20 protein-coding genes are annotated in these 22,695 nt (G+C 61.0%); 16 read left to right on the top strand and 4 right to left on the bottom strand.

What is annotated here, in order from left to right:
- The first annotated feature begins 352 nt into the window (after nucleotides 1-352).
- Nucleotides 353-1,273, top strand: a complete 921-nt coding sequence (argF, locus tag ACZ5M5_RS23890; protein WP_072408711.1) for an ornithine carbamoyltransferase — start codon at nucleotides 353-355, stop codon at nucleotides 1,271-1,273.
- Entirely contained in the window at nucleotides 1,270-2,379 is a 1,110-nt protein-coding gene (locus tag ACZ5M5_RS23895) for an ABC transporter ATP-binding protein (protein WP_464738076.1), read from the top strand. Before argF ends, ACZ5M5_RS23895 begins: the two co-directional genes overlap by 4 nt.
- A gap of 216 nt (nucleotides 2,380-2,595) precedes the next feature.
- Here the strand turns inward: ACZ5M5_RS23895 and ACZ5M5_RS23900 are convergent, their stop codons facing one another.
- The gene (locus ACZ5M5_RS23900) at nucleotides 2,596-3,387 is read right to left on the bottom strand and encodes a PhzF family phenazine biosynthesis protein (protein WP_103308472.1); all 792 of its coding nucleotides are present in this window, start codon (nucleotides 3,385-3,387) and stop codon (nucleotides 2,596-2,598) included.
- Between the two features lie 115 nt (nucleotides 3,388-3,502).
- On the bottom strand, nucleotides 3,503-3,973 hold the full coding sequence (ybaK, locus tag ACZ5M5_RS23905) for a Cys-tRNA(Pro) deacylase (RefSeq protein ID WP_060740933.1): 471 nt from the start codon (nucleotides 3,971-3,973) through the stop codon (nucleotides 3,503-3,505).
- Between the two features lie 323 nt (nucleotides 3,974-4,296).
- Between ybaK and ACZ5M5_RS23910 the strand changes: the two genes are divergently transcribed.
- From ACZ5M5_RS23910 to ACZ5M5_RS23965, 12 genes are all read left to right on the top strand, one after another.
- Nucleotides 4,297-5,148: an MIP/aquaporin family protein gene (locus ACZ5M5_RS23910; protein WP_464738077.1), complete on the top strand. Its 852-nt coding sequence runs from the start codon at nucleotides 4,297-4,299 to the stop codon at nucleotides 5,146-5,148.
- A gap of 86 nt (nucleotides 5,149-5,234) precedes the next feature.
- Nucleotides 5,235-6,740, top strand: coding sequence for a glycerol kinase GlpK (gene glpK / locus ACZ5M5_RS23915; RefSeq protein WP_060740931.1), 1,506 nt, complete (start codon nucleotides 5,235-5,237; stop codon nucleotides 6,738-6,740).
- An 85-nt stretch (nucleotides 6,741-6,825) separates the two neighbouring features.
- Complete coding sequence (locus ACZ5M5_RS23920; protein WP_003204973.1) at nucleotides 6,826-7,581, top strand: DeoR/GlpR family transcriptional regulator; 756 nt, start codon at nucleotides 6,826-6,828, stop codon at nucleotides 7,579-7,581.
- Between the two features lie 221 nt (nucleotides 7,582-7,802).
- A complete protein-coding gene (locus ACZ5M5_RS23925) occupies nucleotides 7,803-8,366 on the top strand; it encodes a hypothetical protein (RefSeq protein WP_464738078.1) in 564 nt (187 codons plus the stop codon).
- A gap of 390 nt (nucleotides 8,367-8,756) precedes the next feature.
- On the top strand, nucleotides 8,757-10,295 hold the full coding sequence (glpD, locus tag ACZ5M5_RS23930) for a glycerol-3-phosphate dehydrogenase (protein ID WP_060740929.1): 1,539 nt from the start codon (nucleotides 8,757-8,759) through the stop codon (nucleotides 10,293-10,295).
- A gap of 447 nt (nucleotides 10,296-10,742) precedes the next feature.
- Nucleotides 10,743-11,657 carry a glutamate/aspartate ABC transporter substrate-binding protein gene (locus tag ACZ5M5_RS23935; protein WP_060740928.1) on the top strand — a complete coding sequence of 305 codons (915 nt, stop codon included), beginning with the start codon at nucleotides 10,743-10,745 and terminating at the stop codon, nucleotides 11,655-11,657.
- Nucleotides 11,658-11,848: 191 nt separating this feature from the next.
- The gene (locus ACZ5M5_RS23940; protein WP_092201528.1) at nucleotides 11,849-12,595 is read left to right on the top strand and encodes an amino acid ABC transporter permease; all 747 of its coding nucleotides are present in this window, start codon (nucleotides 11,849-11,851) and stop codon (nucleotides 12,593-12,595) included.
- Nucleotides 12,595-13,266, top strand: a complete 672-nt coding sequence (locus ACZ5M5_RS23945; protein ID WP_060743144.1) for an amino acid ABC transporter permease — start codon at nucleotides 12,595-12,597, stop codon at nucleotides 13,264-13,266. The genes ACZ5M5_RS23940 and ACZ5M5_RS23945 overlap by 1 nt, the downstream gene beginning before the upstream one ends.
- On the top strand, nucleotides 13,263-13,997 hold the full coding sequence (locus tag ACZ5M5_RS23950; protein WP_003204983.1) for an amino acid ABC transporter ATP-binding protein: 735 nt from the start codon (nucleotides 13,263-13,265) through the stop codon (nucleotides 13,995-13,997). The genes ACZ5M5_RS23945 and ACZ5M5_RS23950 overlap by 4 nt, the downstream gene beginning before the upstream one ends.
- A 159-nt stretch (nucleotides 13,998-14,156) precedes the next feature.
- Entirely contained in the window at nucleotides 14,157-16,058 is a 1,902-nt protein-coding gene (gene aauS / locus ACZ5M5_RS23955; protein WP_060740926.1) for a two-component sensor histidine kinase AauS, read from the top strand.
- On the top strand, nucleotides 16,055-17,383 hold the full coding sequence (gene aauR, locus ACZ5M5_RS23960) for a two-component response regulator AauR (RefSeq protein WP_058546102.1): 1,329 nt from the start codon (nucleotides 16,055-16,057) through the stop codon (nucleotides 17,381-17,383). The genes aauS and aauR overlap by 4 nt, the downstream gene beginning before the upstream one ends.
- 24 nt (nucleotides 17,384-17,407) lie before the next feature.
- Nucleotides 17,408-17,737: a GlpM family protein gene (locus tag ACZ5M5_RS23965; protein WP_170842284.1), complete on the top strand. Its 330-nt coding sequence runs from the start codon at nucleotides 17,408-17,410 to the stop codon at nucleotides 17,735-17,737.
- Nucleotides 17,738-17,779: 42 nt separating this feature from the next.
- On the opposite strand, the gene ACZ5M5_RS23970 is transcribed toward ACZ5M5_RS23965, so the two are convergent.
- The gene (locus tag ACZ5M5_RS23970; protein WP_060740924.1) at nucleotides 17,780-18,394 is read right to left on the bottom strand and encodes an NAD(P)-dependent oxidoreductase; all 615 of its coding nucleotides are present in this window, start codon (nucleotides 18,392-18,394) and stop codon (nucleotides 17,780-17,782) included.
- Between the two features lie 254 nt (nucleotides 18,395-18,648).
- Nucleotides 18,649-19,527 (bottom strand): MBL fold metallo-hydrolase, encoded by an 879-nt coding sequence (locus tag ACZ5M5_RS23975; RefSeq protein WP_464738079.1) that lies wholly within the window; start codon nucleotides 19,525-19,527, stop codon nucleotides 18,649-18,651.
- A gap of 113 nt (nucleotides 19,528-19,640) precedes the next feature.
- On the opposite strand from ACZ5M5_RS23975, the gene ACZ5M5_RS23980 reads away from it, so the two are divergent.
- Entirely contained in the window at nucleotides 19,641-20,546 is a 906-nt protein-coding gene (locus ACZ5M5_RS23980; protein ID WP_103311416.1) for a LysR family transcriptional regulator, read from the top strand.
- A gap of 218 nt (nucleotides 20,547-20,764) precedes the next feature.
- Nucleotides 20,765-22,273 carry a sigma-54-dependent transcriptional regulator gene (locus ACZ5M5_RS23985; RefSeq protein ID WP_092332056.1) on the top strand — a complete coding sequence of 503 codons (1,509 nt, stop codon included), beginning with the start codon at nucleotides 20,765-20,767 and terminating at the stop codon, nucleotides 22,271-22,273.
- The last annotated feature ends 422 nt before the right edge of the window (nucleotides 22,274-22,695 follow it).

Consider the following 22,695-nt stretch of genomic DNA (forward strand, 5'->3'; position numbering starts at 1 on the left):
GAAATGTTTCACAACCACCAGCAGGCAGGCGCAAGAGTCGAAGGACATGGCATAAACCGCCACCATCCATGGCGCGCCCGGCCGCGCTTGATTGCCAAGCCGAGCAGCGCCAGTGTACAAATGGGCCGCTGCAGTCAGGAAACCGGCCTCAAATACGTCATCGCATTCGCGTGATGGCTTCGCTGAAATCCCCAAAAACCGTAGCCCTATTGGTAAGACGCGACATTTAATGTCAATATCGCGCCTTCCCCTATTTTCGTCGCCCCGTGCGGCTTTTGCCGCAGGTCTCGCCCGTTTTTTCATTAAACAAGGCTTTGAGCATCTGCGGTCAGTTACAAAAAGGTAGTCAATCATGAGCGCAAGGCACTTTCTCTCCCTGATGGATTTCACGCCCGATGAGTTGCTCGGCGTGATCCGTCGAGGCGTGGAGCTCAAGGACCTGCGTAATCGCGGCGTACTGTTCGAGCCCTTGAAAAACCGCGTGCTGGGGATGATCTTCGAGAAATCATCGACCCGCACCCGCATCTCTTTCGAAGCCGGCATGATCCAACTGGGCGGCCAGGCGATTTTCCTGTCGCCCCGCGACACCCAACTGGGCCGTGGCGAACCCATCGGCGATTGCGCCATCGTCATGTCGAGCATGCTGGACGCGGTGATGATCCGTACCTTTGCCCACAGCACCCTGACCGAGTTCGCGGCCCATTCCCGCGTACCGGTGATCAACGGCCTGTCCGACGACCTGCACCCCTGCCAGTTGCTGGCCGACATGCAGACCTTCCTCGAGCACCGTGGCTCGATCCAGGGCAAGACCGTGGCCTGGATCGGCGACGGCAACAACATGTGCAACAGCTATATAGAAGCGGCGATGCAATTCGACTTCCAACTGCGCGTCGCCTGCCCCGAAGGTTTTGACCCCAATGCCGAGTTGCTGGCCAAGGCCGGGGACCGGGTGTCCATCGTCCGTGACCCGAAACAGGCCGTGGCCGGTGCGCACCTGGTGAGCACCGACGTCTGGACCTCCATGGGCCAGGAAGAAGAAACCGCCAGGCGCCTGGAGTTGTTCGCGCCACTGCAGGTCAACCGGGCCCTGCTCGACCTGGCGGATGCCGACGTGTTGTTCATGCACTGCCTGCCGGCCCACCGTGGCGAGGAGATCAGCATGGACCTGCTGGATGACCCGCGTTCGGTAGCCTGGGACCAGGCCGAGAATCGCCTGCATGCGCAAAAGGCCTTGCTCGAGTTCCTGGTCGAGCCGGCGTATCACCACGCATGAGCCACGCCTTGCTGCTGAACTTGCACAACCTGGCCTGCGGTTATCAGGACCAGCGGGTCGTGCAGAACCTCAACCTGCACCTCAATGCCGGTGATATCGGTTGCCTGCTCGGTTCGTCCGGGTGCGGCAAGACCACGACCTTGCGCGCCATTGCCGGCTTCGAACCGGTGCACGAGGGTGAAATCCAGTTGGCCGGGGAAACCATCTCCCGCGCCGGCTTCACCCTGGCCCCGGAAAAACGCCGCATCGGCATGGTGTTCCAGGACTACGCCCTGTTCCCCCACCTGAGCGTGGCCCAGAACATTGCCTTTGGCATCCGCAAGCATCCGAACAAGGACCGCGTCGTCGAAGAATTGCTGGAACTGGTCAACCTGAAACACCTGGGCAAGCGTTTTCCCCATGAACTGTCCGGCGGACAACAGCAGCGCGTGGCCCTGGCCCGTGCGCTGGCGCCGGAACCGCAGCTGCTGTTGCTCGATGAACCGTTCTCCAACCTCGATGGCGAGCTGCGCCGCAAGCTCAGCCATGAAGTGCGAGACATTCTCAAGGCCCGCGGCACCAGCGCGATCCTGGTCACCCACGACCAGGAAGAAGCCTTCGCCGTGAGTGACCATGTCGGTGTCTTCAGGGAAGGTCGCCTGGAACAGTGGGACACGCCCTACAACCTGTATCACGAACCACTGACGCCATTCGTCGCCAGTTTCGTTGGCCAGGGCTACTTCATTCGCGGCCAGCTCGACAGCCCGGAATCGGTACAGACCGAGCTTGGCCTGCTGCGCGGCAACCGGGCCTACACCTGGCCCATCGGCGGCGCGGTGGACGTGCTGCTGCGGCCAGACGACATCGTCTACGCCCCGGACAGCCCGCTTACTGCCAGAATCGTTGGCAAGACCTTCCTGGGTGCTTCAACCTTGTACCGCCTGCAATTACCCACAGGTGCGCAACTGGAATCGATCTTCCCCAGCCATGCCGACCATCAGGTCGGCGCCGCCGTCGGCATCCGCGTGGCGGCTGAACACCTGGTGCTGTTCCAGGCCTCGGGCAGCACCGCGGCGCATATCCCACCAGTGGACAGCGGTGTGCGACGCTACAGCGCGGCCAGCTAATCATTGTGGGAGCGGACACATTCAGCATCGATGCAGGCTGAACCAGCGCTATCGCGAGCAAGCTCGCTCCCACATGGAAATTTTCAACAGGCACAAATCGACTGTCATCCACAAATCCTGTGGGAGCGAGCTTGCTCGCGATGACATAGCCACATTCAGCATCAGTGCAGGCCGAACCACCGCTATCGCGAGCAAGCTCGCTCCCACATTTTGATGTCATTGACTTGAGTGCAGCATCAACGTCCCGCTGGCCACTAACGTCGCGTTCCCGCCGATCTTCACCCGTTCACCCTCCAACCGGCAAAACAACGCCCCGCCCCTGGCCGAACACTGATAAGCCGTCAGTCCGTGCTTGCCCAGACGCTTGGACCAATAGGGAATCAGGCTGCAGTGGGTCGAGCCGGTCACCGGGTCTTCGTTGATGCCGATCGCCGGGGCAAAATAGCGCGAGACAAAATCATGCTTGCTCCCCGGCGCGGTGACGATAGCGCCGGGCCAGGGCAGTTTTGCCAGGGCCACCATGTCCGGCTTGCAATCGAGCACCGCTTGCTCCGACTCCAGCACCACGAACAACTCGTTGGAACTCAGCACATCCACCGCCTCGACGCCCAAGGCACTCTGCACGGCCAGGGACACGCCCAGCTCGGCAGGCACGACGGCCGGAAAATCCAACCACAGCCGATCACCCTCGCGCGTCACGCTCAACGAACCGGACCGGCAGATGAAATCCAGGCGCTCAACGGTTTCGTGATAGACCTCGAACAGTACATAAGCGCTGGCCAACGTGGCGTGACCACATAGCGGGACTTCGGTGGTGGGGGTGAACCAGCGGATATGCCAATGCTGACCTTCACGCACCAGGAACGCGGTTTCAGCCAGGTTATGCTCGGCGGCGATCTTCTGCATCAGGTCGTCCGCCAGCCAGCCGTCGAGCCGGTAGATCATCGCCGGGTTGCCGCCGAACGGCCGGTCACTGAACGCATCGACCTGATGAAACGCAAGCTGCATGGCACTTCTCCTTATTTTTCTGATGCGCCAGCATGGGGTGTAGCGACACGGATTATCCAGTGACAGATCAGCAGAATTTTCACCCTACAGGCTGCGCAGCGGCCACCCTGCTCTATCAAGCACGCCCGATATCAGCAAACACCGCCGCGGTGTGTTCCTTCAATACCGAAGGCGCCAACTCGACTTCCAACCCACGCCGCCCCGCACTGACGAACATGCTGGCGAGTGGCTGTGCGGAATTGTCGATAAACGTGCGCAAACGCTTCTTCTGCCCCAGCGGGCTGATACCGCCGAGCAAATAACCGGTCGAACGCTGCGCGGCGGCCGGGTCGGCCATCTCGACCTTTTTCACGCCGGCGGCGTGGGCCAGGCCTTTCAAATCCAGGCTCCCGGCCACGGGCACTACCGCCACCAACAGCTCACCTTTTTCACTGGCCGCCAACAATGTCTTGAACACCTGCGCCGGATCCAGCCCGAGCTTTTCCGCCGCCTCCAAGCCATAGGAGGCGGCCTTGGGATCGTGTTCATAACTGTGGATGCGATGTTCGGCGCGCACTTTCTTAAGCAGATCCAACGCGGGTGTCATGACCGCTCCTGATAAGGAAATCAAAAAAGAGTGAGCGGATTCTAAGCCATCGCCTCTGAAAAGGCTTTGCGGCTGCGCTGCCTCTATCGGTGACGCATCGCCAAGGGGAGAGTCATTCACAGCACGAATAGTTGAAATGTGACCAATGGTTCACTTTCGACCTTTGACACCAGCGTTTCTTGTCTATATTTTTTCGAAACTGAAAGCCACATTACATGTCTCAAACAGCAACCCGAGTTCAGGATGGGGATCCTGCCTCGGTGGAAATCGCGTAATCGTGCTGTACTGAACGCGCTGCAAAACAACAAAAAACCGAGGTTTGAATGACAACTGCTTTACAACAGCCGTCCCTGCCCAGCCAATGCCTGGCGGAATTCCTGGGAACTGGCCTGCTGATTTTTTTCGGCACCGGCTGCGTCGCGGCGCTCAAGGTCGCGGGTGCGAGCTTCGGTTTGTGGGAAATCAGCCTCATCTGGGGCGTCGGCGTCAGCATGGCGATCTATCTGAGCGCAGGCATTTCCGGCGCCCACCTCAACCCCGCCGTCAGCATCGCCCTGTGCATGTTCACCGACTTCGAAAAGCGCAAGCTGCCTTTCTATATAGCGTCCCAAGTGACCGGTGCCTTCTGCGGCGCCCTTCTGGTCTACACGCTGTACAGCAATTTATTCTTCGATTTCGAACAGTCCCGGCACATGGTTCGCGGCACCGAAATGAGCCTCGAACTGGCTTCGGTGTTCTCCACCTACCCGCACGCGGCACTCTCCACTGGCCAAGCCTTCCTCGTGGAAGCGATCATCACCGCCATCCTGATGGGGGTGATCATGTCCCTGACCGATGACAACAACGGTTTGCCCCGTGGTCCACTGGCCCCCTTGTTGATAGGCCTGTTGATAGCCGTGATCGGCAGCTCCATGGGGCCGCTGACGGGCTTTGCGATGAACCCGGCGCGGGACTTCGGTCCTAAACTGATGACTTTCTTCGCAGGCTGGGGTGAAATTTCCCTCACGGGTGGACGCGACATCCCGTACTTCCTGGTTCCGATTTTTGCGCCGATCGTGGGTGCGTGCCTCGGTGCTGCGGCCTATCGCGGGCTGATTGCCCGCCACCTGCCCAGCGCTGTAACAGCTACAAAGGATGCAGAACCGGCCATTGACGGCAAGCCCAGAACATCCTGAAACAGTCGGCGCAGGCCCTGCCATTCGAAGCCTGCGCCGTGGCTTCTTTTTACGTCTCCCTTTATGAAAGACCCGAGGCAATCGACATGACCGATATCCAGAACAAGAACTACATCATTGCCCTCGACCAGGGTACGACCAGCTCGCGCGCGATCATCTTCGACCGTGACGCCAATGTGGTCTGCACCGCCCAACGCGAATTCGCCCAACATTACCCGCAGGCCGGCTGGGTCGAACACGACCCGATGGAAATCTTCGCCACCCAGAGCGCGGTCATGGTCGAAGCCCTGGCCCAGGCCGGCCTGCACCATGACCAGGTGGCCGCGATCGGCATCACCAACCAGCGGGAAACCACCGTGGTCTGGGACAAGACCACCGGCCGGCCGATCTACAACGCCATCGTCTGGCAGTGCCGCCGCAGTACCGAGATCTGCCAACAGCTCAAGCGCGACGGCCACGAGCAATACATCAGCCAGACCACCGGCCTGGTCACCGACCCGTACTTCTCCGGCACCAAGCTCAAGTGGATCCTGGACAACGTCGAAGGCAGCCGCGAGCGTGCGCGCAACGGTGAGCTGCTGTTCGGCACGGTCGATAGCTGGCTGATCTGGAAATTCACCGGTGGCAAGGTCCACGTCACCGACTACACCAACGCCTCGCGCACCCTGCTTTTCAACATCCACTCGCTGGAATGGGACGCGAAGATGCTCGAGATCCTCGACATCCCCCGGGAAATGCTCCCGGAAGTGAAGTCGTCCTCGGAAATCTATGGCCGCACCAAAAGCGGTATCGCCATCGGCGGCATCGCCGGCGACCAGCAGGCCGCCCTGTTCGGCCAGATGTGCGTGGAGCCGGGCCAGGCGAAAAATACCTACGGCACCGGTTGCTTCCTGCTGATGAACACCGGGAAAAAGGCCGTGAAATCCAATCACGGCATGCTTACCACCATCGCCTGCGGCCCCCGTGGCGAAGTGGCCTACGCCCTGGAAGGCGCTGTATTCAACGGCGGCTCCACCGTCCAGTGGCTGCGCGATGAACTGAAGATCATCAACGACGCCCTGGATACCGAATACTTTGCCAACAAGGTCAAGGACAGCAACGGTGTGTACCTGGTGCCCGCCTTCACCGGCCTGGGCGCGCCGTATTGGGACCCCTATGCCCGTGGCGCACTGTTTGGCCTGACCCGCGGCGTACGGGTCGATCACATCATTCGCGCAGCACTGGAGTCGATTGCCTACCAGACCCGCGACGTACTCGACGCCATGCAACAGGATTCGGGTGAACGCCTCAGGGCCCTGCGCGTCGACGGTGGCGCGGTGGCGAACAACTTCCTGATGCAGTTCCAGGCCGACATCCTCGGCACCCAGGTCGAGCGGCCGAAAATGCGTGAAACCACGGCCCTGGGTGCGGCGTACCTGGCCGGCCTGGCGTGCGGCTTCTGGGGCAGCCTGGAAGAACTGCGCGGCAAAGCGGTGATCGAGCGCGAATTCGAACCGCAACTGGACGAGGCGGCGAAAGAAAAACTCTATGCCGGCTGGCAGAAAGCGGTCAGCCGCACCCGCGATTGGGAGCCCCATGAAGACGCTGAATAAAGCCTGATAAGGTTCTGAAACTGGTCGGGAGTGGATTCCTGCGGCATCATGGGCAAATTTTGTATGGCAGCCCAAAGGAAGCCCCATGAATCTGCCTCCCCGCCAGCAGCAAATCCTCGAACTGGTCCGCGAACGCGGCTATGTCAGCATCGAGGAAATGGCGCAGTTATTCGTTGTCACTCCGCAAACCATCCGCCGCGACATCAACCAACTGGCGGAAGTGAACCTGCTGCGCCGCTACCACGGCGGCGCCGCCTACGATTCAAGCGTGGAAAACACCGCCTACGCCATGCGCGCCGACCAGATGCGCGACGAAAAACAACGCATCGCCGAAGCCATCGCCGCCCAGATCCCCGATCATGCCTCGCTGTTCATCAACATCGGCACCACCACCGAATCCATCGCCCGGGCCCTGCTCAATCACAACCATCTGAAGGTCATCACCAACAACCTGCACGTGGCTTCGATCCTCAGCGCCAAGGACGACTTCGAAGTCCTGATCGCCGGCGGCAACGTACGGCGTGACGGCGGCGTGGTGGGCCAGGCCAGCGTCGACTTCATCAACCAGTTCAAGGTCGACTTCGCCCTGGTGGGCATCAGCGGGATCGATGAAGACGGCAGCCTGCTGGACTTCGACTACCAGGAAGTGCGGGTTTCCCAAGCCATCATCGCCAACGCCCGGCAAGTGCTGCTGGCGGCGGACTCCAGCAAGTTCGGACGCAATGCCATGGTCCGCCTGGGCCCCATCAGCCTGATCGATTGCCTGGTGACCGACCAGCAACCGGTGCCGGCCCTGGCGCAGTTGCTGAGCCAGCACAAGATTCGGCTGGAGGTGGTCTGACTGCCATCTATCCATCCAGCGTTACGGGCTTGAAAATTCTGCTAGTTTGAAAGTAGCCAAGCTGTCGAATACCAGATTTGCTGACAGACCCGGACATCGGGTTTGTGCCCTCTCAATCCTGCGTTCGTTTGGGGATCCGCTGCGCACCAGCCCAGCGGGCGTTAACCAAATGACCACGGCACGTAGTAGCTGCCATAACTTGAGTGTGTGGAGCTACTACTATGAACGATCCGATAAAAAGCCTGCGTTATCTTCCCGGCATCCATCTTCTCGATCGTCCGATGGTCATGGACGTCCCTCCAGAGTCAGGGGTGCTGGATTTGCCCGCGACTCCCGACTCAGGGGTTGTGGTCCGCGTGGCGGTGTATCCGGAAATGGCAAAAAACGACACAGTCCAGCTGTTATGGCGAGGCAGTACTGAAGCGAGCAGTTACTACACGAAGTTATCCGTAAGAGACACGGAGCGCTTTCTGGATTTCATTGTGCCCAAGAGCGTTCTACTGGCCGACCCAGGCACGCCTGCGGGAGGTGATTTAGCGCGCCCTCAGGTCAGCTACGAGGTTTTTCCGGCTTCTGGTGGTACGAAGAAGGAGTCGGCAATTACCGGACTGTATTTTGTAGTCTCCTGGGCATCAACCCCATCGAACCTCCCTCCTACTGTGCCCGCGGCAGCTGATGGCCTGCTGGACCCGGACCAGATAGCCGCTCCCGGACTCACTGTTCTTTTCCCCGACCTGTGGTTATTGACGCTCGATGGACAAGCTATGGACGCGACGGCAGAGTGATCTATATGGAGCGCTTTGGGGTAGGCCCTGATCTCTCTGTAGTCATTGTTCGCCCTATCCTGGACCTGACCGAGGATGGCGGAGAAGTACGCATTACCTACTACACGGGTAATGATCAAAACGTTCTCATACATTCGCTTCCCGCCGTCCTACAAGTCAGCCGCAGTTGACACCAAGCAAGCGCCGGCGATGCGCTGTCCGTGTCGCCGGTGCCATTTCCCAAGCCTGCCCCCACTCCCTAATTTCTTCGAAAATTTTCCTTTCACTTTCCTTTGATCAGTATTTTCAATCAAAGACGACTGGCCGTTGCTGTCTTTATGGGCTAGTATTTTCGCAAATGAACATTTATGTTCGAATTCAAATATTACGAAAAGAACCCGAGGCCAGCCGATGCCCACTTCTACCTTGCCTACGCCCCCTCTCGCCGAGATCTATGACGTCGCCGTCATTGGCGGCGGTATCAATGGCGTGGGGATTGCCGCGGACGCTGCCGGTCGCGGTCTTTCGGTGTTCCTTTGTGAAAAGGACGACCTGGCCAGCCATACCTCGTCGGCCAGCAGCAAGCTGATCCACGGTGGCCTGCGCTACCTCGAACATTATGAATTCCGCCTGGTGCGCGAAGCACTGGCCGAACGCGAAGTGCTGCTGACCAAGGCCCCGCACATCGTCAAGCAAATGCGCTTCGTGCTGCCCCACCGCCCGCACCTGCGTCCGGCCTGGATGATTCGCGCCGGCCTGTTCCTCTACGATCACCTGGGCAAACGTGAACAGCTCGCAGGCTCCAAAAGCCTGAAATTCGGTGCCGACAACCCATTGAAAAGCGAAATCACCAAAGGTTTCGAATATTCCGACTGCTGGGTCGACGATGCGCGACTGGTGGTGCTCAACGCCATGGCCGCCCGGGAAAAAGGCGCACATGTCCACACCCGCACCCGCTGTGTGAACGCCCGCCGCAGCAAAGGCCTGTGGCACTTGCACCTGGAACGTGCCGACGGCAGCCTGTTTTCGATTCGCGCCAAGGCGCTGGTCAATGCCGCCGGCCCATGGGTCGCCAAGTTCATTCGCGATGACTTGAAGCTGGAGTCGCCCTATGGCATCCGCCTGATCCAGGGCAGCCACCTGATCGTGCCGAAACTCTACGAAGGCGAGCACGCGCACATTCTGCAAAACGAAGATCAGCGCATCGTGTTCACTATTCCGTATCTGAACCAGTTCACCTTGATCGGCACAACTGATCGCGAATACACCGGTGACCCGGCCAAGGTAGCGATCACCGAAGGCGAAACCGATTACCTGCTGAAGGTGGTCAACGCCCACTTCAAGAAGCAGATCAGCCGCGACGATATCCTGCACAGCTATTCCGGCGTACGTCCGCTGTGCAACGACGAGTCCGACAACCCGTCGGCCGTCACCCGGGACTACACCCTGGCGCTTTCCGGTGGCGGCGAAGAAGCGCCCTTGCTGTCGGTGTTCGGCGGCAAGCTGACCACTTATCGCAAATTGGCCGAATCGGCCATGGCGCAACTGGCGCCCTACTTCACGCAGATGCGCGGAAGCTGGACCGCCGTAGAGGCCCTCCCCGGCGGTGAAAACATGACCACCCCGCAAGCGCTGTGCTCGGCGTTGCGGGACAAGTTCGACTGGCTGCCGACCGACATCGCCCGCCGCTGGGCCACCACTTATGGCAGCCGTACCTGGCGCATGCTCGAAGGCGTGCATGACCTGGGCGACCTGGGCGAACACCTCGGCGCCGGCCTCTACACCCGCGAAGTCGATTATCTGTGCAGCGACGAGTGGGCCATCGATGCCCAGGACATCCTGTGGCGCCGCAGCAAGCTGGGCTTGTTCACCACCCCGGCCGAGCAAGAGAAGCTGCAGCAGTACCTGGATAAGGTCGAGCACAACCGTCGCAAGATCGAAGCGGCCTGACCGATATCCCGCAACACCCAAAGCCCCTGAATCCAGCGATTCAGGGGCTTTTTGCTATCTGGCGTCCACCGATGCCCCTGTGGGAGCGAGCTTGCTCGCGATGAGGCCAGCACATTCAACATCCATGGGACTGACACACCGCTATCGCGAGCAAGCTCGCTCCCACAATGAATCGGGGGCAGGCCCAAGCCATTCGGTTTTCCGAACACGACCCGCCAGTCAGTTCGGCTAACCGGATAAAACAGCCCGCCTAAAACCTGAAACAAAACATTAATCACCATTTAAAACAACAAGTTAAACAGACCACCCTGGCCTGGCACGAGTCATGCTCTACACTTCTGGAGACGAATGCCTGTACGCCAACACACCAGGAGCTGCCAGGTATCTCGAAGTACTCAGGGCCGACGAACCGGCCGAAATAAAAAAAACAATGTCGAGGAAACATCGATGCGTATCGTTCCCCATCTCCTGGGCGCAGCCATTGCTGCCGCTCTGATCAGCACTCCGGTTTTCGCAGCCGAACTGACCGGCACACTGAAAAAGATCAAAGAGTCCGGCGTCATTACGCTTGGGCATCGCGACGCTTCCATTCCGTTCTCCTACATCGCGGACGCTTCCGGCAAGCCGGTCGGCTACTCCCACGACATCCAGCTGAAAGTCGTCGAAGCGATCAAGAAAGACCTGGACCTGCCCAACCTGCAGGTCAAGTACAACCTGGTCACCTCGCAAACCCGTATCCCGCTGGTGCAGAACGGCACCGTGGACCTGGAATGCGGCTCTACCACCAACAACGTCGAGCGTCAGCAGCAGGTTGACTTCTCCGTTGGCATCTTCGAGATCGGCACTCGGCTGCTGACCAAGAAAGATTCCAAGTACAAGGATTTCGACGACCTCAAGGGCAAGAACGTCGTGACCACCGCCGGCACCACGTCCGAGCGCCTCCTCAAGTCCATGAACGCCGACAAGCAAATGGGCATGAACGTCATCTCCGCCAAGGACCATGGCGAGTCCTTCCAGATGCTCGAAGGCGGCCGTGCCGTTGCCTTCATGATGGACGACGCCCTGCTGGCCGGCGAAGCCGCCAAGGCCAAGAAAGCCGACGACTGGGCCGTGACCGGTACACCACAGTCCTACGAAATCTACGGCTGCATGATGCGCAAGGGCGACGAGCCGTTCAAAAAGGCTGTGGATGACGCCATCAAGGCCACCTACGCTTCGGGCGAGATCAACAAGATCTACGAAAAATGGTTCATGCAACCTATCCCGCCAAAAGGCCTGAACCTGAACTTCCCGATGAGCGACGAACTCAAGGCATTGATCGCCAAGCCAACCGATAAAGCGGCTGACGACAAGAAATCCTGATTTCTGACTAACCTTATCTCCTGAAGGGGCCCGGCCCTTTCAGGGGATGGTCACTCCCTGCTGGCAAATTTGGAAAACACTCGAACCGGTGGCTGTCGAGCCGATCGCGTGTGCCTGGCCTCCAAGCCGGGCGGGAACGGAGCTTCCCCAGGCGGGCATTTGTATCTCGAACGATCTGAGGGGAGACCCTAATGAATTACAACTGGGACTGGGGCGTGTTCTTCAAGTCCACCGGCGTGGGCAGCGAGATTTATCTCGACTGGTACCTGGCCGGCCTGGGCTGGACCATCGCCATCGCTGTCGTGGCCTGGATCATCGCCCTGCTGCTGGGCTCGGTGCTCGGCGTGATGCGCACCGTGCCGAACCGGCTGGTGTCGGGGATCGCCACCTGCTACGTGGAACTCTTCCGTAATGTGCCGCTGCTGGTTCAGCTGTTCATCTGGTACTTCCTGGTGCCGGACCTGCTGCCCGCCGATATGCAGGAGTGGTACAAGCAGGACCTGAACCCGACCACCTCGGCCTACCTGAGCGTCGTCGTGTGCCTGGGCCTGTTCACCGCCGCCCGAGTCTGCGAACAAGTGCGCACCGGTATCCAGGCGCTGCCGCGCGGCCAGGAATCCGCCGCCCGAGCCATGGGTTTCAAGCTGCCGCAGATCTACTGGAACGTGCTGCTGCCCCAGGCCTATCGGATCATCATTCCGCCGCTTACCTCGGAATTCCTCAACGTCTTCAAGAACTCCTCCGTGGCCTCGCTGATCGGGCTGATGGAGCTGCTCGCGCAGACCAAGCAGACCGCCGAGTTCTCCGCCAACCTGTTCGAAGCCTTCACCCTGGCAACGCTGATCTACTTCACCCTGAACATGAGCCTGATGCTGCTCATGCGCATGGTCGAGAAGAAAGTCGCGGTGCCCGGCCTGATCTCCGTGGGGGGTAAATGATGGAATTCGATTTCACTGGCGTCATACCGGCCATTCCCGGCTTGTGGAACGGCATGGTCATGACCCTCAAGCTGATGGCCATGGGCGTGGTCGGCGGGATCATCCTGGGGACGATCCTGGCGCTGATGCGCCTGTCCCACAACAAGCTGATCTCCAACATTGCCGGCGCCTACGTCAACTATTTCCGCTCGATTCCGCTGCTGCTGGTCATCACCTGGTTCTACCTGGCGGTGCCGTTCGTGCTGCGCTGGATCACCGGCGAAGACACGCCGATCGGTGCATTCGGTTCTTGCGTCGTGGCGTTCATGATGTTCGAGGCGGCGTACTTCTGCGAAATCGTGCGGGCCGGCGTGCAGTCGATCCCCAAGGGCCAGATGGGCGCGGCACAGGCACTGGGCATGAACTATGGCCAGACCATGCGCCTGATCATCCTGCCCCAGGCATTTCGCAAGATGACCCCGCTGCTGCTGCAACAGAGCATCATCCTGTTTCAGGACACCTCGCTGGTCTACACGGTCGGCCTGGTGGACTTCCTCAATGCTTCGCGGGCCAATGGCGACATCATCGGCCGCTCCAATGAGTTCCTGATCGTCGCAGGTCTCGTGTACTTCACAATCAGCTTTGCCGCCTCGCTGCTGGTCAAGCGTCTGCAAAAAAGGTTCGCCGTATGATCTCTATCAAGAACATCAACAAGTGGTATGGGGACTTCCAGGTACTGACCAATTGCAGCACCGAGGTCAGCAAGGGTGAAGTTGTGGTGGTGTGCGGGCCATCGGGTTCGGGCAAATCCACACTGATCAAATGCGTGAACGCCCTGGAGCCGTTCCAGAAAGGCGACATCGTGGTCGATGGCACCTCCATCGCCGACCCGAAGACCAACCTGCCGAAACTGCGTTCGCGGGTGGGCATGGTGTTCCAGCATTTCGAGCTGTTCCCGCACCTGACCATCACCGAAAACCTGACCATCGCGCAGATCAAGGTGCTGGGCCGCAGCAAGGAAGAAGCCACCAAGAAAGGCCTGCAACTGCTTGAGCGGGTCGGTCTCTCGGCCCACGCCCACAAGCACCCGGGCCAGCTCTCCGGCGGCCAGCAGCAACGCGTGGCGATTGCCCGTGCCCTGGCGATGGACCCGGTGGTGATGCTGTTCGACGAACCGACCTCGGCCCTTGACCCGGAAATGGTCAACGAAGTGCTCGACGTGATGGTGCAACTGGCCCACGAAGGCATGACCATGATGTGCGTGACCCACGAAATGGGCTTCGCCCGCAAAGTGGCGAACCGGGTGATCTTCATGGACCAGGGCCAGATCATCGAGGACTGCAAGAAAGAAGAGTTCTTCGGCGACATCAGTGCCCGCTCCGAACGCGCGCAGCATTTCCTTGAGAAAATCCTGCAGCACTAAAAACACCGCTCCCCACTGTGGGAGCGAGCTTGCTCGCGAATAGGGCAGCACATTCAACATCAATGTGGCTGACACATCGCTTTCGCGAGCAAGCTCGCTCCCACAAGAGATCGGAGTTGGCTTGTAGATTTGTGTTGTGGTTGACCCAAGGCTTCTGTGATGAAATGCGACCCCACCCTTTATCGCGCCGCGCCGCCATCACTCGCCGTGAAACCCCGCCTGATCCGCCATCTGTTCCTGCCGCCGCTGGTCATTGCGCTGATGATCGGCCTGGGTTACCTCGGCTTCTGGATCAGCGAGCACTATGGCGTACGTGGCCTCGCCGAGAATGGCGAGCGCCAGCTGGAACTGCACGCCCGTGCGGTCGAGAGCGAGATCAGCAAGTACACCTACCTGCCCAGCCTGCTGGAGCTTGAATCGAGTGTCTCGCAACTGCTCGACGACCCCACGCCCGAGCATCGCAAGACCGTCAACGAATACCTCGAAGGCCTGAACCGCCGCAGCCGCAGCCGGGCCATCTACGTGATGGACACCACCGGTCGGGTGATGGCCACCAGCAACTGGCGCGATGTCGACAGTTACCTGGGCGAAGACCTGTCCTTCCGCGCCTATTTCCAGAACGCCGTACGCGGCCAGCCGGGACGGTTCTACGGCATCGGCAGCACCAATGGCGAACCCGGCTACTACCTGGCCCATGGCCTGGAGCAACAGGGCAAGATCATTGGCGTGGCCGTGGTCAAGGTGCGCCTCGAAGCCATGGAAGAACGCTGGCAGCGAGCGCGGCTGGAGGCGTTCGTCAGTGATGAAAACGGCATCATCATCCTGTCCAGCGACCCGGCGCGACGGCTCAAGTCGGTGCGCCCCCTGAGCGACGAGACCAAGGAACGCCTGGCCCGCAGCCTGCAATATTATTGGTTCCCGCTCAATGAACTGGTGCCCCTGGCCCGGGAACGCCTGGCCGAAGGCATGGAGAAGCTGACCTTCCCGGCCAACACCGAACTGGTGTCCGACGAACGCGCCATCAGCTACCTGTCGCAGACCCGCCCCTTGAGCGATACCCCGTGGAATTTCACCCTGCTGACGCCCCTTGAAGACCTGCGTCGCCAGGCGATCAACCAAGGCATCCTGGTGGCCGTGGCCTTCGCCCTGGTGGCGTTCCTGCTGATCGCCTGGAACGAACGACGCAAGGTCATCGCCACCCGCCTTGCGGCCCGGGAAGCCTTGCAGGAAGCCAACAACCAGCTCGAGCGTCGGATTACCGAACGCACCACCGACCTGCGCGCTAGCAACGAACGACTCAAGGGCCAGATCCGCGAGCGGCGCCAGGCCGAAGAGACCTTGCGCCGGGCCCAGGACGAACTGGTCCAGGCCGGTAAACTGGCGGCCATCGGCCAGATGTCCACCAGCATCGCCCATGAGCTCAACCAGCCGCTGGCGGCGCTGCGCACCTTGTCCGGCAATACCGTGCGCTTCCTGGAGCGCGGCCAACTGGACATCGCCAGCACCAACCTCAAGACCATCAACGAATTGATCGACCGCATGGGCCGGATCACCGCCAGCCTGCGCGCCTTCGCCCGGCGCGGCGACGACCAGGGCCGGGCGAGCCTGGGCAAGGCCGTCGAGGCCGCATTGCAATTGCTGGGCGGGCGCCTGGAAAACCTGGACATCCAGATCCACAGCGGTTTCGATGACGTCCAATTGCAAATCGACCAGACCCGCCTCGAACAGATCCTCGTGAACCTGATCGGCAACGCCCTGGACGCCATGCAAACGCAACCCGAGCCGAAACTGTGGCTCGACGGCCAGGCCGCCGATGGCAAATATCGCCTTCGGGTGCGGGACAATGGTCACGGCATCGATCCTGAAGCCCGCAAGCATTTGTTCGAACCGTTCTTCACCACCAAACCTGGCGAACAGGGCCTGGGCCTGGGCCTGACGCTCTCGGCGAGCCTGGCCGCCGCCGCGGGCGGGCACCTGGGCGTCGAGTACCCGCTCGAGCGTGGCACTACGTTTGTCCTCAATCTACCGTTGGTCAGCCTTTCACCTGCCGAGCCGCTATGAACCACGACCTGAGCGTACTGATCGTCGAAGACGACCCCCACGTCCTGCTGGGCTGCCAGCAGGCCCTGAGCCTGGAGGACATTCCCTGCATCGGCGTGGGCAGCGCCGAAGAGGCCCTGGAGCGAGTCGACGATAACTTTGCCGGCATCGTCATCAGCGATATTCGGCTGCCGGGCATCGACGGCCTGGAACTGCTGACTCGTCTCAAGGCGCGGGACCGCAGCCTGCCGGTGGTGCTGATCACCGGCCACGGCGACATTTCCATGGCCGTCGGAGCCATGCAAAAAGGCGCCTATGACTTCATGGAGAAACCCTTCTCCCCTGAGCGCCTGGTGGACGTCGCCCGTCGCGCCCTGGAACAGCGCAGCCTGGCCCGGGAAGTGTCATCGCTACGTCGGCAACTGGCCGAACGCGACTCCCTGGAAGGCCGGATCATTGGCCGCTCGCCGGCCATGCAGCATCTGCGCGCGCTGATCGCCAACGTCGCCGACACCTCGGCCAACGTCCTGATCGAAGGCGAAACCGGCACCGGCAAGGAACTGGTCGCCCGCTGCCTGCATGATTTCAGCCGGCGCCACGACAAGCAGTTCGTCGCGCTGAACTGCGGCGGCCTGCCGGAGAACCTGTTCGAAAGCGAGATTTTCGGCCACGAGGCCAACGCCTTCACCGGGGCCGGCAAACGCCGGATCGGCAAGATCGAGCACGCCGATGGCGGCACGCTGTTTCTCGATGAAGTGGAAAGCATGCCCCTGCCCTTGCAGATCAAGTTGCTGCGCGTGTTGCAGGAACGCACCCTCGAACGCCTGGGCTCGAACCAGAGCGTGGCGGTGGATTGCCGGGTGATCGCCGCCACCAAGTCCGACCTGGACGAAATGGGCCGGTCCGGGCAATTCCGCAGCGACCTGTATTACCGCCTCAACGTGGTGACCCTGGAACTGCCGCCCTTGCGTGAGCGGCGCGAAGACATCCTGCAATTGTTCGAGCATTTTCTTCAGCAGTCGTCCCTGCGCTTCGACCGCACGGTGCCGGAGCTGGACAACCAGACCCTGTCGAACCTGATGAGCCACGACTGGCCGGGCAATGTACGCGAACTGCGCAACGTCGCCGAGCGCTACGCCCTCGGCCTGCCGGCGTTCAAGCGCTCCGGTGCCAGTGGCGGCAGCCAGGGCTTGGCCTTCGCCGAAGCGGTGGAAGCGTTCGAGCGCAACCTGCTGGTGGACGCCCTGCAACGCAGCGGCGGCAACCTGACCCAGGCCAGTCAGGAGCTGGGCATGGCCAAGACCACGCTGTTCGACAAAGTCAAAAAATATGGCCTGAGCCATTAACCGAAGGGTGAACGTGTGGACCTGATTTTCAAGGCGGCGCTGGGTGCAGCCGTGGTGGTCATCCTGGCGATGCTGGCCAAGACCCGGAATTACTACATCGCCGGGCTGGTGCCGCTGTTCCCCACCTTCGCCCTGATCGCCCACTACATCGTTGGCAAAGGCCGCTCGGTGGACGATCTGAAGACCACCATCGTGTTTGGCATGTGGTCGATCATTCCGTACTTCGTCTATCTCGCAACGCTGTACGTCATGGTCGACCGCCTGCGCCTCGAAGCCTCATTGGCCGTGGCAGCCGTCGCCTGGCTGATGGCAGCGACGGTGCTGGTCACCGTTTGGGTGCGGGTGCACGGCTGATCCCTGTAGGCGCTGCTCGACAGCGCCTACAAAACCTACGGCTCAATAACCGACAGTAAATCGCGTCCGCGAAAACTGCGGCGTCTCCACTTCATCGATCATCGCAATGGCGTAGTCGGCAAAGCTGATCCAGCTACGCCCGTCGGCGTCGAACAGCAGGTGATCCTTGCCGACACGGAACTGGCCCGTGCGCTCGGTTTCGACGAACTCCGCCGAAGGCGAGAGGAAGGTCCAGTCCAGGTCCTGTTCCTTGCGCAGCACATCCAGGAACAAGGCACCGGCGCTGGCTTCAGCCAGGTATTCCTCCGGGAAGCCGTCGCTGTCGATCACCCGGCTGTTATCCGGCAGCAGCAACGAACCGGCCCCGCCGACCACCAGCAAGCGCTTGACCCCGGCGGCTTTCACCGGTGCGATGACCTTGTCTGCCGGCACGCTGGCAAAGTGCGTGGCACTGATCACCACGTCATGCCCGTCGATGGCGGCGATCAGCGCCTCGCTGTCCAATACGTCCACCTGCTTGCTGACCACCCCGGCCCTTTCGCCGATTTTCGCGGTGTTGCGGGCAATGGCCGTCACGCTGTGACCACGGCGCAGGGCCTCTTCCAACAGTTGGCTGCCGGCCCGGCCGGTGGCGCCGATGATTGCGATCTTGCTCATGGTGTTCTCCAGTGATTACACATAAATGCCATTTGAAACGGTTGACGCGGTACATCGTCGTGGCATATGTGGCGAGGGAGCTTGCTCCCGCTGGGTCGCGCAGCGGCCCCAAACCGGTGGATACCCTACGTCGGGCACACCCCGTGGATCGTTTTGCGGCTGCTTCGCAGCCGAGCGGGAGCAAGCTCCCTCGCCACAAAAGCACCTCAGCCAAAAGCCATTGATGACAAGCACCCCGCCACACAATCAGTCATTCACCACTTCATCTCGCCCTTCGCCACCTTGGCACTGAGCTCCAGGGAACTGTCTTCACCCAGGTCCGGATAGCGTAGTTTCATGGCGCGGATCAGCGCGGCGGAATCCTTGGCCTTGGCGGTTTCTTCGTCGAAAGCCTTGATGTAGCTGGCGGTGAAGCGCACCGGGGCCAGGGAACGGGCGCTGTCACCCAGGTAGTGACCCGGAATCACCGTGTTCGGTTGCAGTTTTTCAATGTTGGCGAGGGTCGCCAGCCAATCCTTGTGAGACTGCGGCGTCTGGGTATCGGCCATCCATACATGAATGTTTTCGGCCACCACGACACCACCCACCACGGCCTTGATCGATGGAATCCACACGAAACTGCGGTCCGGCTGCGGACCATCAAGGCCGACGACCTGCAAGCGCTGGCCTTCCAGGGTCAGGCTGTCGCCCTTGAGCACCTGGGGCACGATGGCTTTGGCCGGCGCATCGGTCTTCAGGATCGGCCCCCAGTATTTCAGTTTGCCGTCCATGGTCTGCTTGATGTGTTCGACGGTCGGCGCCGACGCCAGCACCTTGGCCTCAGGGAACGCGGCGGTGAGGGTCTCCAGGCCAAAATAGTAGTCTGGATCGCCATGGCTGATGTAGATCGTGGTCAATCGCTTGCCACTGGCGCGGATTTTTTCCACCACCTGGGCGGCCTGGGATTTGCCGAACTGGGCGTCCACCAGAATCGCCTCTTTCTCACCGCTGACCAACACCGAAGTCACCGGGAAAACCGCCGCCGCGCCAGGGTTGTAGACGTCGAGCGTCAAGTCGGCGGCCCAGGTCTGGGCAGTGAAAGCCAGGGCGGCAGTTGCCAGCAGCAGGCGCTTGAGTGGGATAAAGCCGGTCATGTGTGCTCCGTTGTCCAAAAACCCGTCAGGGGAATGAGACTGAGCTTAGTTACCTGACTCGTTACAAAAAATGCGATGCTGGAACATAGTTTGTTTCTGAAATCGGGCAAATCATGGATCGTCTACAAGCAATGCGGGTGTTTGTCACGGTGGTCGACCTGGGCAGTCAGTCGGCAACGGCTGAGCACCTGGACCTGTCGCGCCCCGTGGTGTCGCGGTATCTGGCGGAGCTGGAAGACTGGGTCGGCGCCCGGTTGATGCACCGCACCACCCGCAAGCTGAGCCTGACGGCCGCAGGTTCCGAGATCCTGCCGCGCTGCCGGCAGATGCTGGAGCTGTCCGGCGACATGCAAGCCGCCGTCGGCACCCCCGACGATGCGCCACGGGGCATGTTGCGCATCAGCGCCAGCACCTCGTTCGGCCAGGCCCAACTGGCGAGCGCCATGGCCGACTACGTCAAGCGCTACCCAGGGGTGAGCATCGACCTGCAGATGCTCGACCGCACCGTGAACCTGGTGGACGAGCGCATCGACCTGGCGATCCGCATGAGCAACGACCTGGACCCGAACCTGATCGCCCGCCGCCTGACGGTCTGCCGTTCGGTGATCTGCGCCTCGCCACGGTATCTGCGTGAGCATTCGACACCGCTGCGCGTGGAAGACCTGAGCCGGCACAACTGCCTGACCCACTCCTACGTCGGCAAGAGCCTGTGGCATTTCGAGCAGGACGGCGAGCAGGTCTCGGTGCCGGTGCAAGGCAACATCAGCGCCAACGAAGCCAGCACATTGCTTCAAGCCACGATAGCCGGCGCAGGCGTGGCGATGCTGCCCAGCTACCAGGCCGGCGCCCACCTCAAGAACGGCGAACTGATCCGCCTGCTGCCCCATGCCGAACCGCGCCGGATGAACATGTACGCGGTGTACGCCTCACGCAAGCACATGCCCTCGGCGCTGCGCAGCCTGCTGGATTTTCTGGTGCTGAAGTTTCCCGAGACGCCGGAGTGGGATGTGGGGTTGTAGAAATATTCGCCTCACCACTGTCCACCTGTGGGAGCGAGCTTGCTCGCGATAGCGGTGTGACAGCCAGCAGAGAGGTTGACTGACATTCCGCTATCGCGAGCAAGCTCGCTCCCACAAGGGCCAAGGTAGTTTTCTCAAGTACCGTCCCAGGATTTCACCAACAGCCCGCCCCAAGGCATACTGGCCACCCTCCGCATCCCAGAACCCAAAACCGCCCCATGCGTATCCACGTCAGTTTCATCGACCGCGTCGGCATCACCCAGGAAGTCCTGGCCTTGCTCGGTGGGCGCAATCTCAACCTGGATGCGGTGGAGATGGTGCCGCCCAACGTCTACATCGATGCCCCGACCCTCAGCCCGCAAGTGCTCGACGAGTTGCGCGAGGCCCTGTTCAGCGTGCGCGGCGTGCAAGCGGTCACCGTGGTGGACATCTTGCCGGGCCAGCGTCGGCACCTGCAGCTCGATGCCTTGCTCGCCGCCATGACCGACCCCGTGCTGGCCTTGGACAGCGTCGGCAAGGTGTTGCTGGCCAACCCGGCGCTGATCGCCCTGTATGGTCGTGAACCGGCCGGGGAAAGCGTGGCCGAGCTGTTCAGTGACGAGGCATTGCTCGGCGCCTTGCTGGAAAATGGCTTCCGCCTGCCCTTGCGGGAGGTCACCCTCAATGGCCAGACCTTGCTGCTGGACGCCACCCCCATCACCGACGCCGGCGCGCTGCTGACGCTCTATCAGCCCAATCGCATCGGCGAGCGTCTGTCAGCCCTGCACCACGACCACGCCGAAGGTTTCGACGCACTGTTGGGCGAATCCCCGGCGATCCGCACCCTCAAGGCCCGGGCCCAGCGGGTCGCGGCCCTGGATGCACCGCTGCTGATCCAGGGCGAAACCGGCACCGGCAAGGAACTGGTGGCCCGGGCCTGTCACGCCATCAGCGCCCGTCACAGCGCGCCGTTCCTGGCCCTTAACTGCGCCGCGCTGCCGGAGAACCTGGCGGAAAGCGAGCTGTTCGGCTACGCCCCCGGCGCCTTCACCGGGGCACAACGGGGCGGCAAGCCAGGGCTGATGGAGTTGGCGAACCAGGGCACGGTATTCCTCGATGAAATCGGCGAGATGTCGCCGTACCTGCAAGCCAAGCTCCTGCGTTTCTTGAACGATGGCAGCTTCCGTCGGGTGGGCGGCGACCGGGAAGTCAAGGTCAACGTGCGGATCCTCAGCGCCACCCACCGCAACCTGGAGAAAATGGTCAGCGAAGGCTCGTTCCGCGAGGACCTGTTCTATCGCCTGAACGTGCTCAACGTCGAAGTCCCGCCGCTGCGCGAACGCGGCCAGGACATCCTGCTGCTGGCGCGCTACTTCATGCAGCAGGCCTGCGCGCAGATCCAGCGCCCGGTCTGCCGCCTGGCTCCCGGTACTTACCCGGCGCTGCTGGGCAACCGCTGGCCGGGCAACGTGCGGCAATTGCAGAACGTGATCTTCCGCGCCGCCGCCATCTGCGAAAGCAGCCTGGTGGACATCGGCGACCTGGACATCGCCGGCACCTCCGTGGCGCGCCAGGGCGATGTGGAAGTCGAAAGCCTGGAGCAGGCCGTGGAAACCTTCGAGAAGCACCTGCTCGAAAGCCTCTACGCCAACTACCCCTCCACCCGCCAGTTGGCCAGCCGCCTGCAAACCTCCCATACCGCGATTGCCCATCGGTTGCGCAAATACGGAATTTCCGGGAAGCCGTAGGCCCCTGTGGGAGCGAGCTTGCTCGCGATGGGGGACTGCCTGTCACCTCAATGCAAACTGAACCACCGCTATCGCGAGCAAGCTCGCTCCCACAAGGTGACTGACCCCAAAAAGGTGGACACCCCTCTGACTTTTTGGGTTTTCCATGGGCCGGCGTGCCTTCAGAATCGAAGCCAAAAACGACCTCCACCTGTACTGAAAGCGCTACAGTGGAACGATATCGCTACACCTTGCGCTAACCTGCACCGTGCAAGGCTTTGATCCCACAACGATTTTTTCCAGGCGTCCAGCTGTAGCGATTTCGCTACAGCCAAGTCAATCCAAGACTTGATGAAACCATTCAAGCCATTGAAACATAAGGCATTAATAACATTGGCCGCATTCTTGCTATGGATATAACCATTCGGCCGGGCCAAGCCCCG

The organism is Pseudomonas sp. Van50 (assembly GCF_055390755.1).

Excerpts from the sequence above, each read along its gene's own strand:
- argF (WP_072408711.1), top strand. The coding sequence starts at position 353 with ATGAGCGCAAGGCACTTTCTCTCCCTGATGGATTTCACGCCCGATGAG.
- ACZ5M5_RS23895 (WP_464738076.1), top strand. The coding sequence starts at position 1,270 with ATGAGCCACGCCTTGCTGCTGAACTTGCACAACCTGGCCTGCGGTTAT.
- ACZ5M5_RS23900 (WP_103308472.1), bottom strand. The coding sequence starts at position 3,387 with ATGCAGCTTGCGTTTCATCAGGTCGATGCGTTCAGTGACCGGCCGTTC.
- ybaK (WP_060740933.1), bottom strand. The coding sequence starts at position 3,973 with ATGACACCCGCGTTGGATCTGCTTAAGAAAGTGCGCGCCGAACATCGC.
- ACZ5M5_RS23910 (WP_464738077.1), top strand. The coding sequence starts at position 4,297 with ATGACAACTGCTTTACAACAGCCGTCCCTGCCCAGCCAATGCCTGGCG.
- glpK (WP_060740931.1), top strand. The coding sequence starts at position 5,235 with ATGACCGATATCCAGAACAAGAACTACATCATTGCCCTCGACCAGGGT.
- ACZ5M5_RS23920 (WP_003204973.1), top strand. The coding sequence starts at position 6,826 with ATGAATCTGCCTCCCCGCCAGCAGCAAATCCTCGAACTGGTCCGCGAA.
- ACZ5M5_RS23925 (WP_464738078.1), top strand. The coding sequence starts at position 7,803 with ATGAACGATCCGATAAAAAGCCTGCGTTATCTTCCCGGCATCCATCTT.
- glpD (WP_060740929.1), top strand. The coding sequence starts at position 8,757 with ATGCCCACTTCTACCTTGCCTACGCCCCCTCTCGCCGAGATCTATGAC.
- ACZ5M5_RS23935 (WP_060740928.1), top strand. The coding sequence starts at position 10,743 with ATGCGTATCGTTCCCCATCTCCTGGGCGCAGCCATTGCTGCCGCTCTG.
- ACZ5M5_RS23940 (WP_092201528.1), top strand. The coding sequence starts at position 11,849 with ATGAATTACAACTGGGACTGGGGCGTGTTCTTCAAGTCCACCGGCGTG.
- ACZ5M5_RS23945 (WP_060743144.1), top strand. The coding sequence starts at position 12,595 with ATGGAATTCGATTTCACTGGCGTCATACCGGCCATTCCCGGCTTGTGG.
- ACZ5M5_RS23950 (WP_003204983.1), top strand. The coding sequence starts at position 13,263 with ATGATCTCTATCAAGAACATCAACAAGTGGTATGGGGACTTCCAGGTA.
- aauS (WP_060740926.1), top strand. The coding sequence starts at position 14,157 with ATGAAATGCGACCCCACCCTTTATCGCGCCGCGCCGCCATCACTCGCC.
- aauR (WP_058546102.1), top strand. The coding sequence starts at position 16,055 with ATGAACCACGACCTGAGCGTACTGATCGTCGAAGACGACCCCCACGTC.
- ACZ5M5_RS23970 (WP_060740924.1), bottom strand. The coding sequence starts at position 18,394 with ATGAGCAAGATCGCAATCATCGGCGCCACCGGCCGGGCCGGCAGCCAA.
- ACZ5M5_RS23975 (WP_464738079.1), bottom strand. The coding sequence starts at position 19,527 with ATGACCGGCTTTATCCCACTCAAGCGCCTGCTGCTGGCAACTGCCGCC.
- ACZ5M5_RS23980 (WP_103311416.1), top strand. The coding sequence starts at position 19,641 with ATGGATCGTCTACAAGCAATGCGGGTGTTTGTCACGGTGGTCGACCTG.
- ACZ5M5_RS23985 (WP_092332056.1), top strand. The coding sequence starts at position 20,765 with ATGCGTATCCACGTCAGTTTCATCGACCGCGTCGGCATCACCCAGGAA.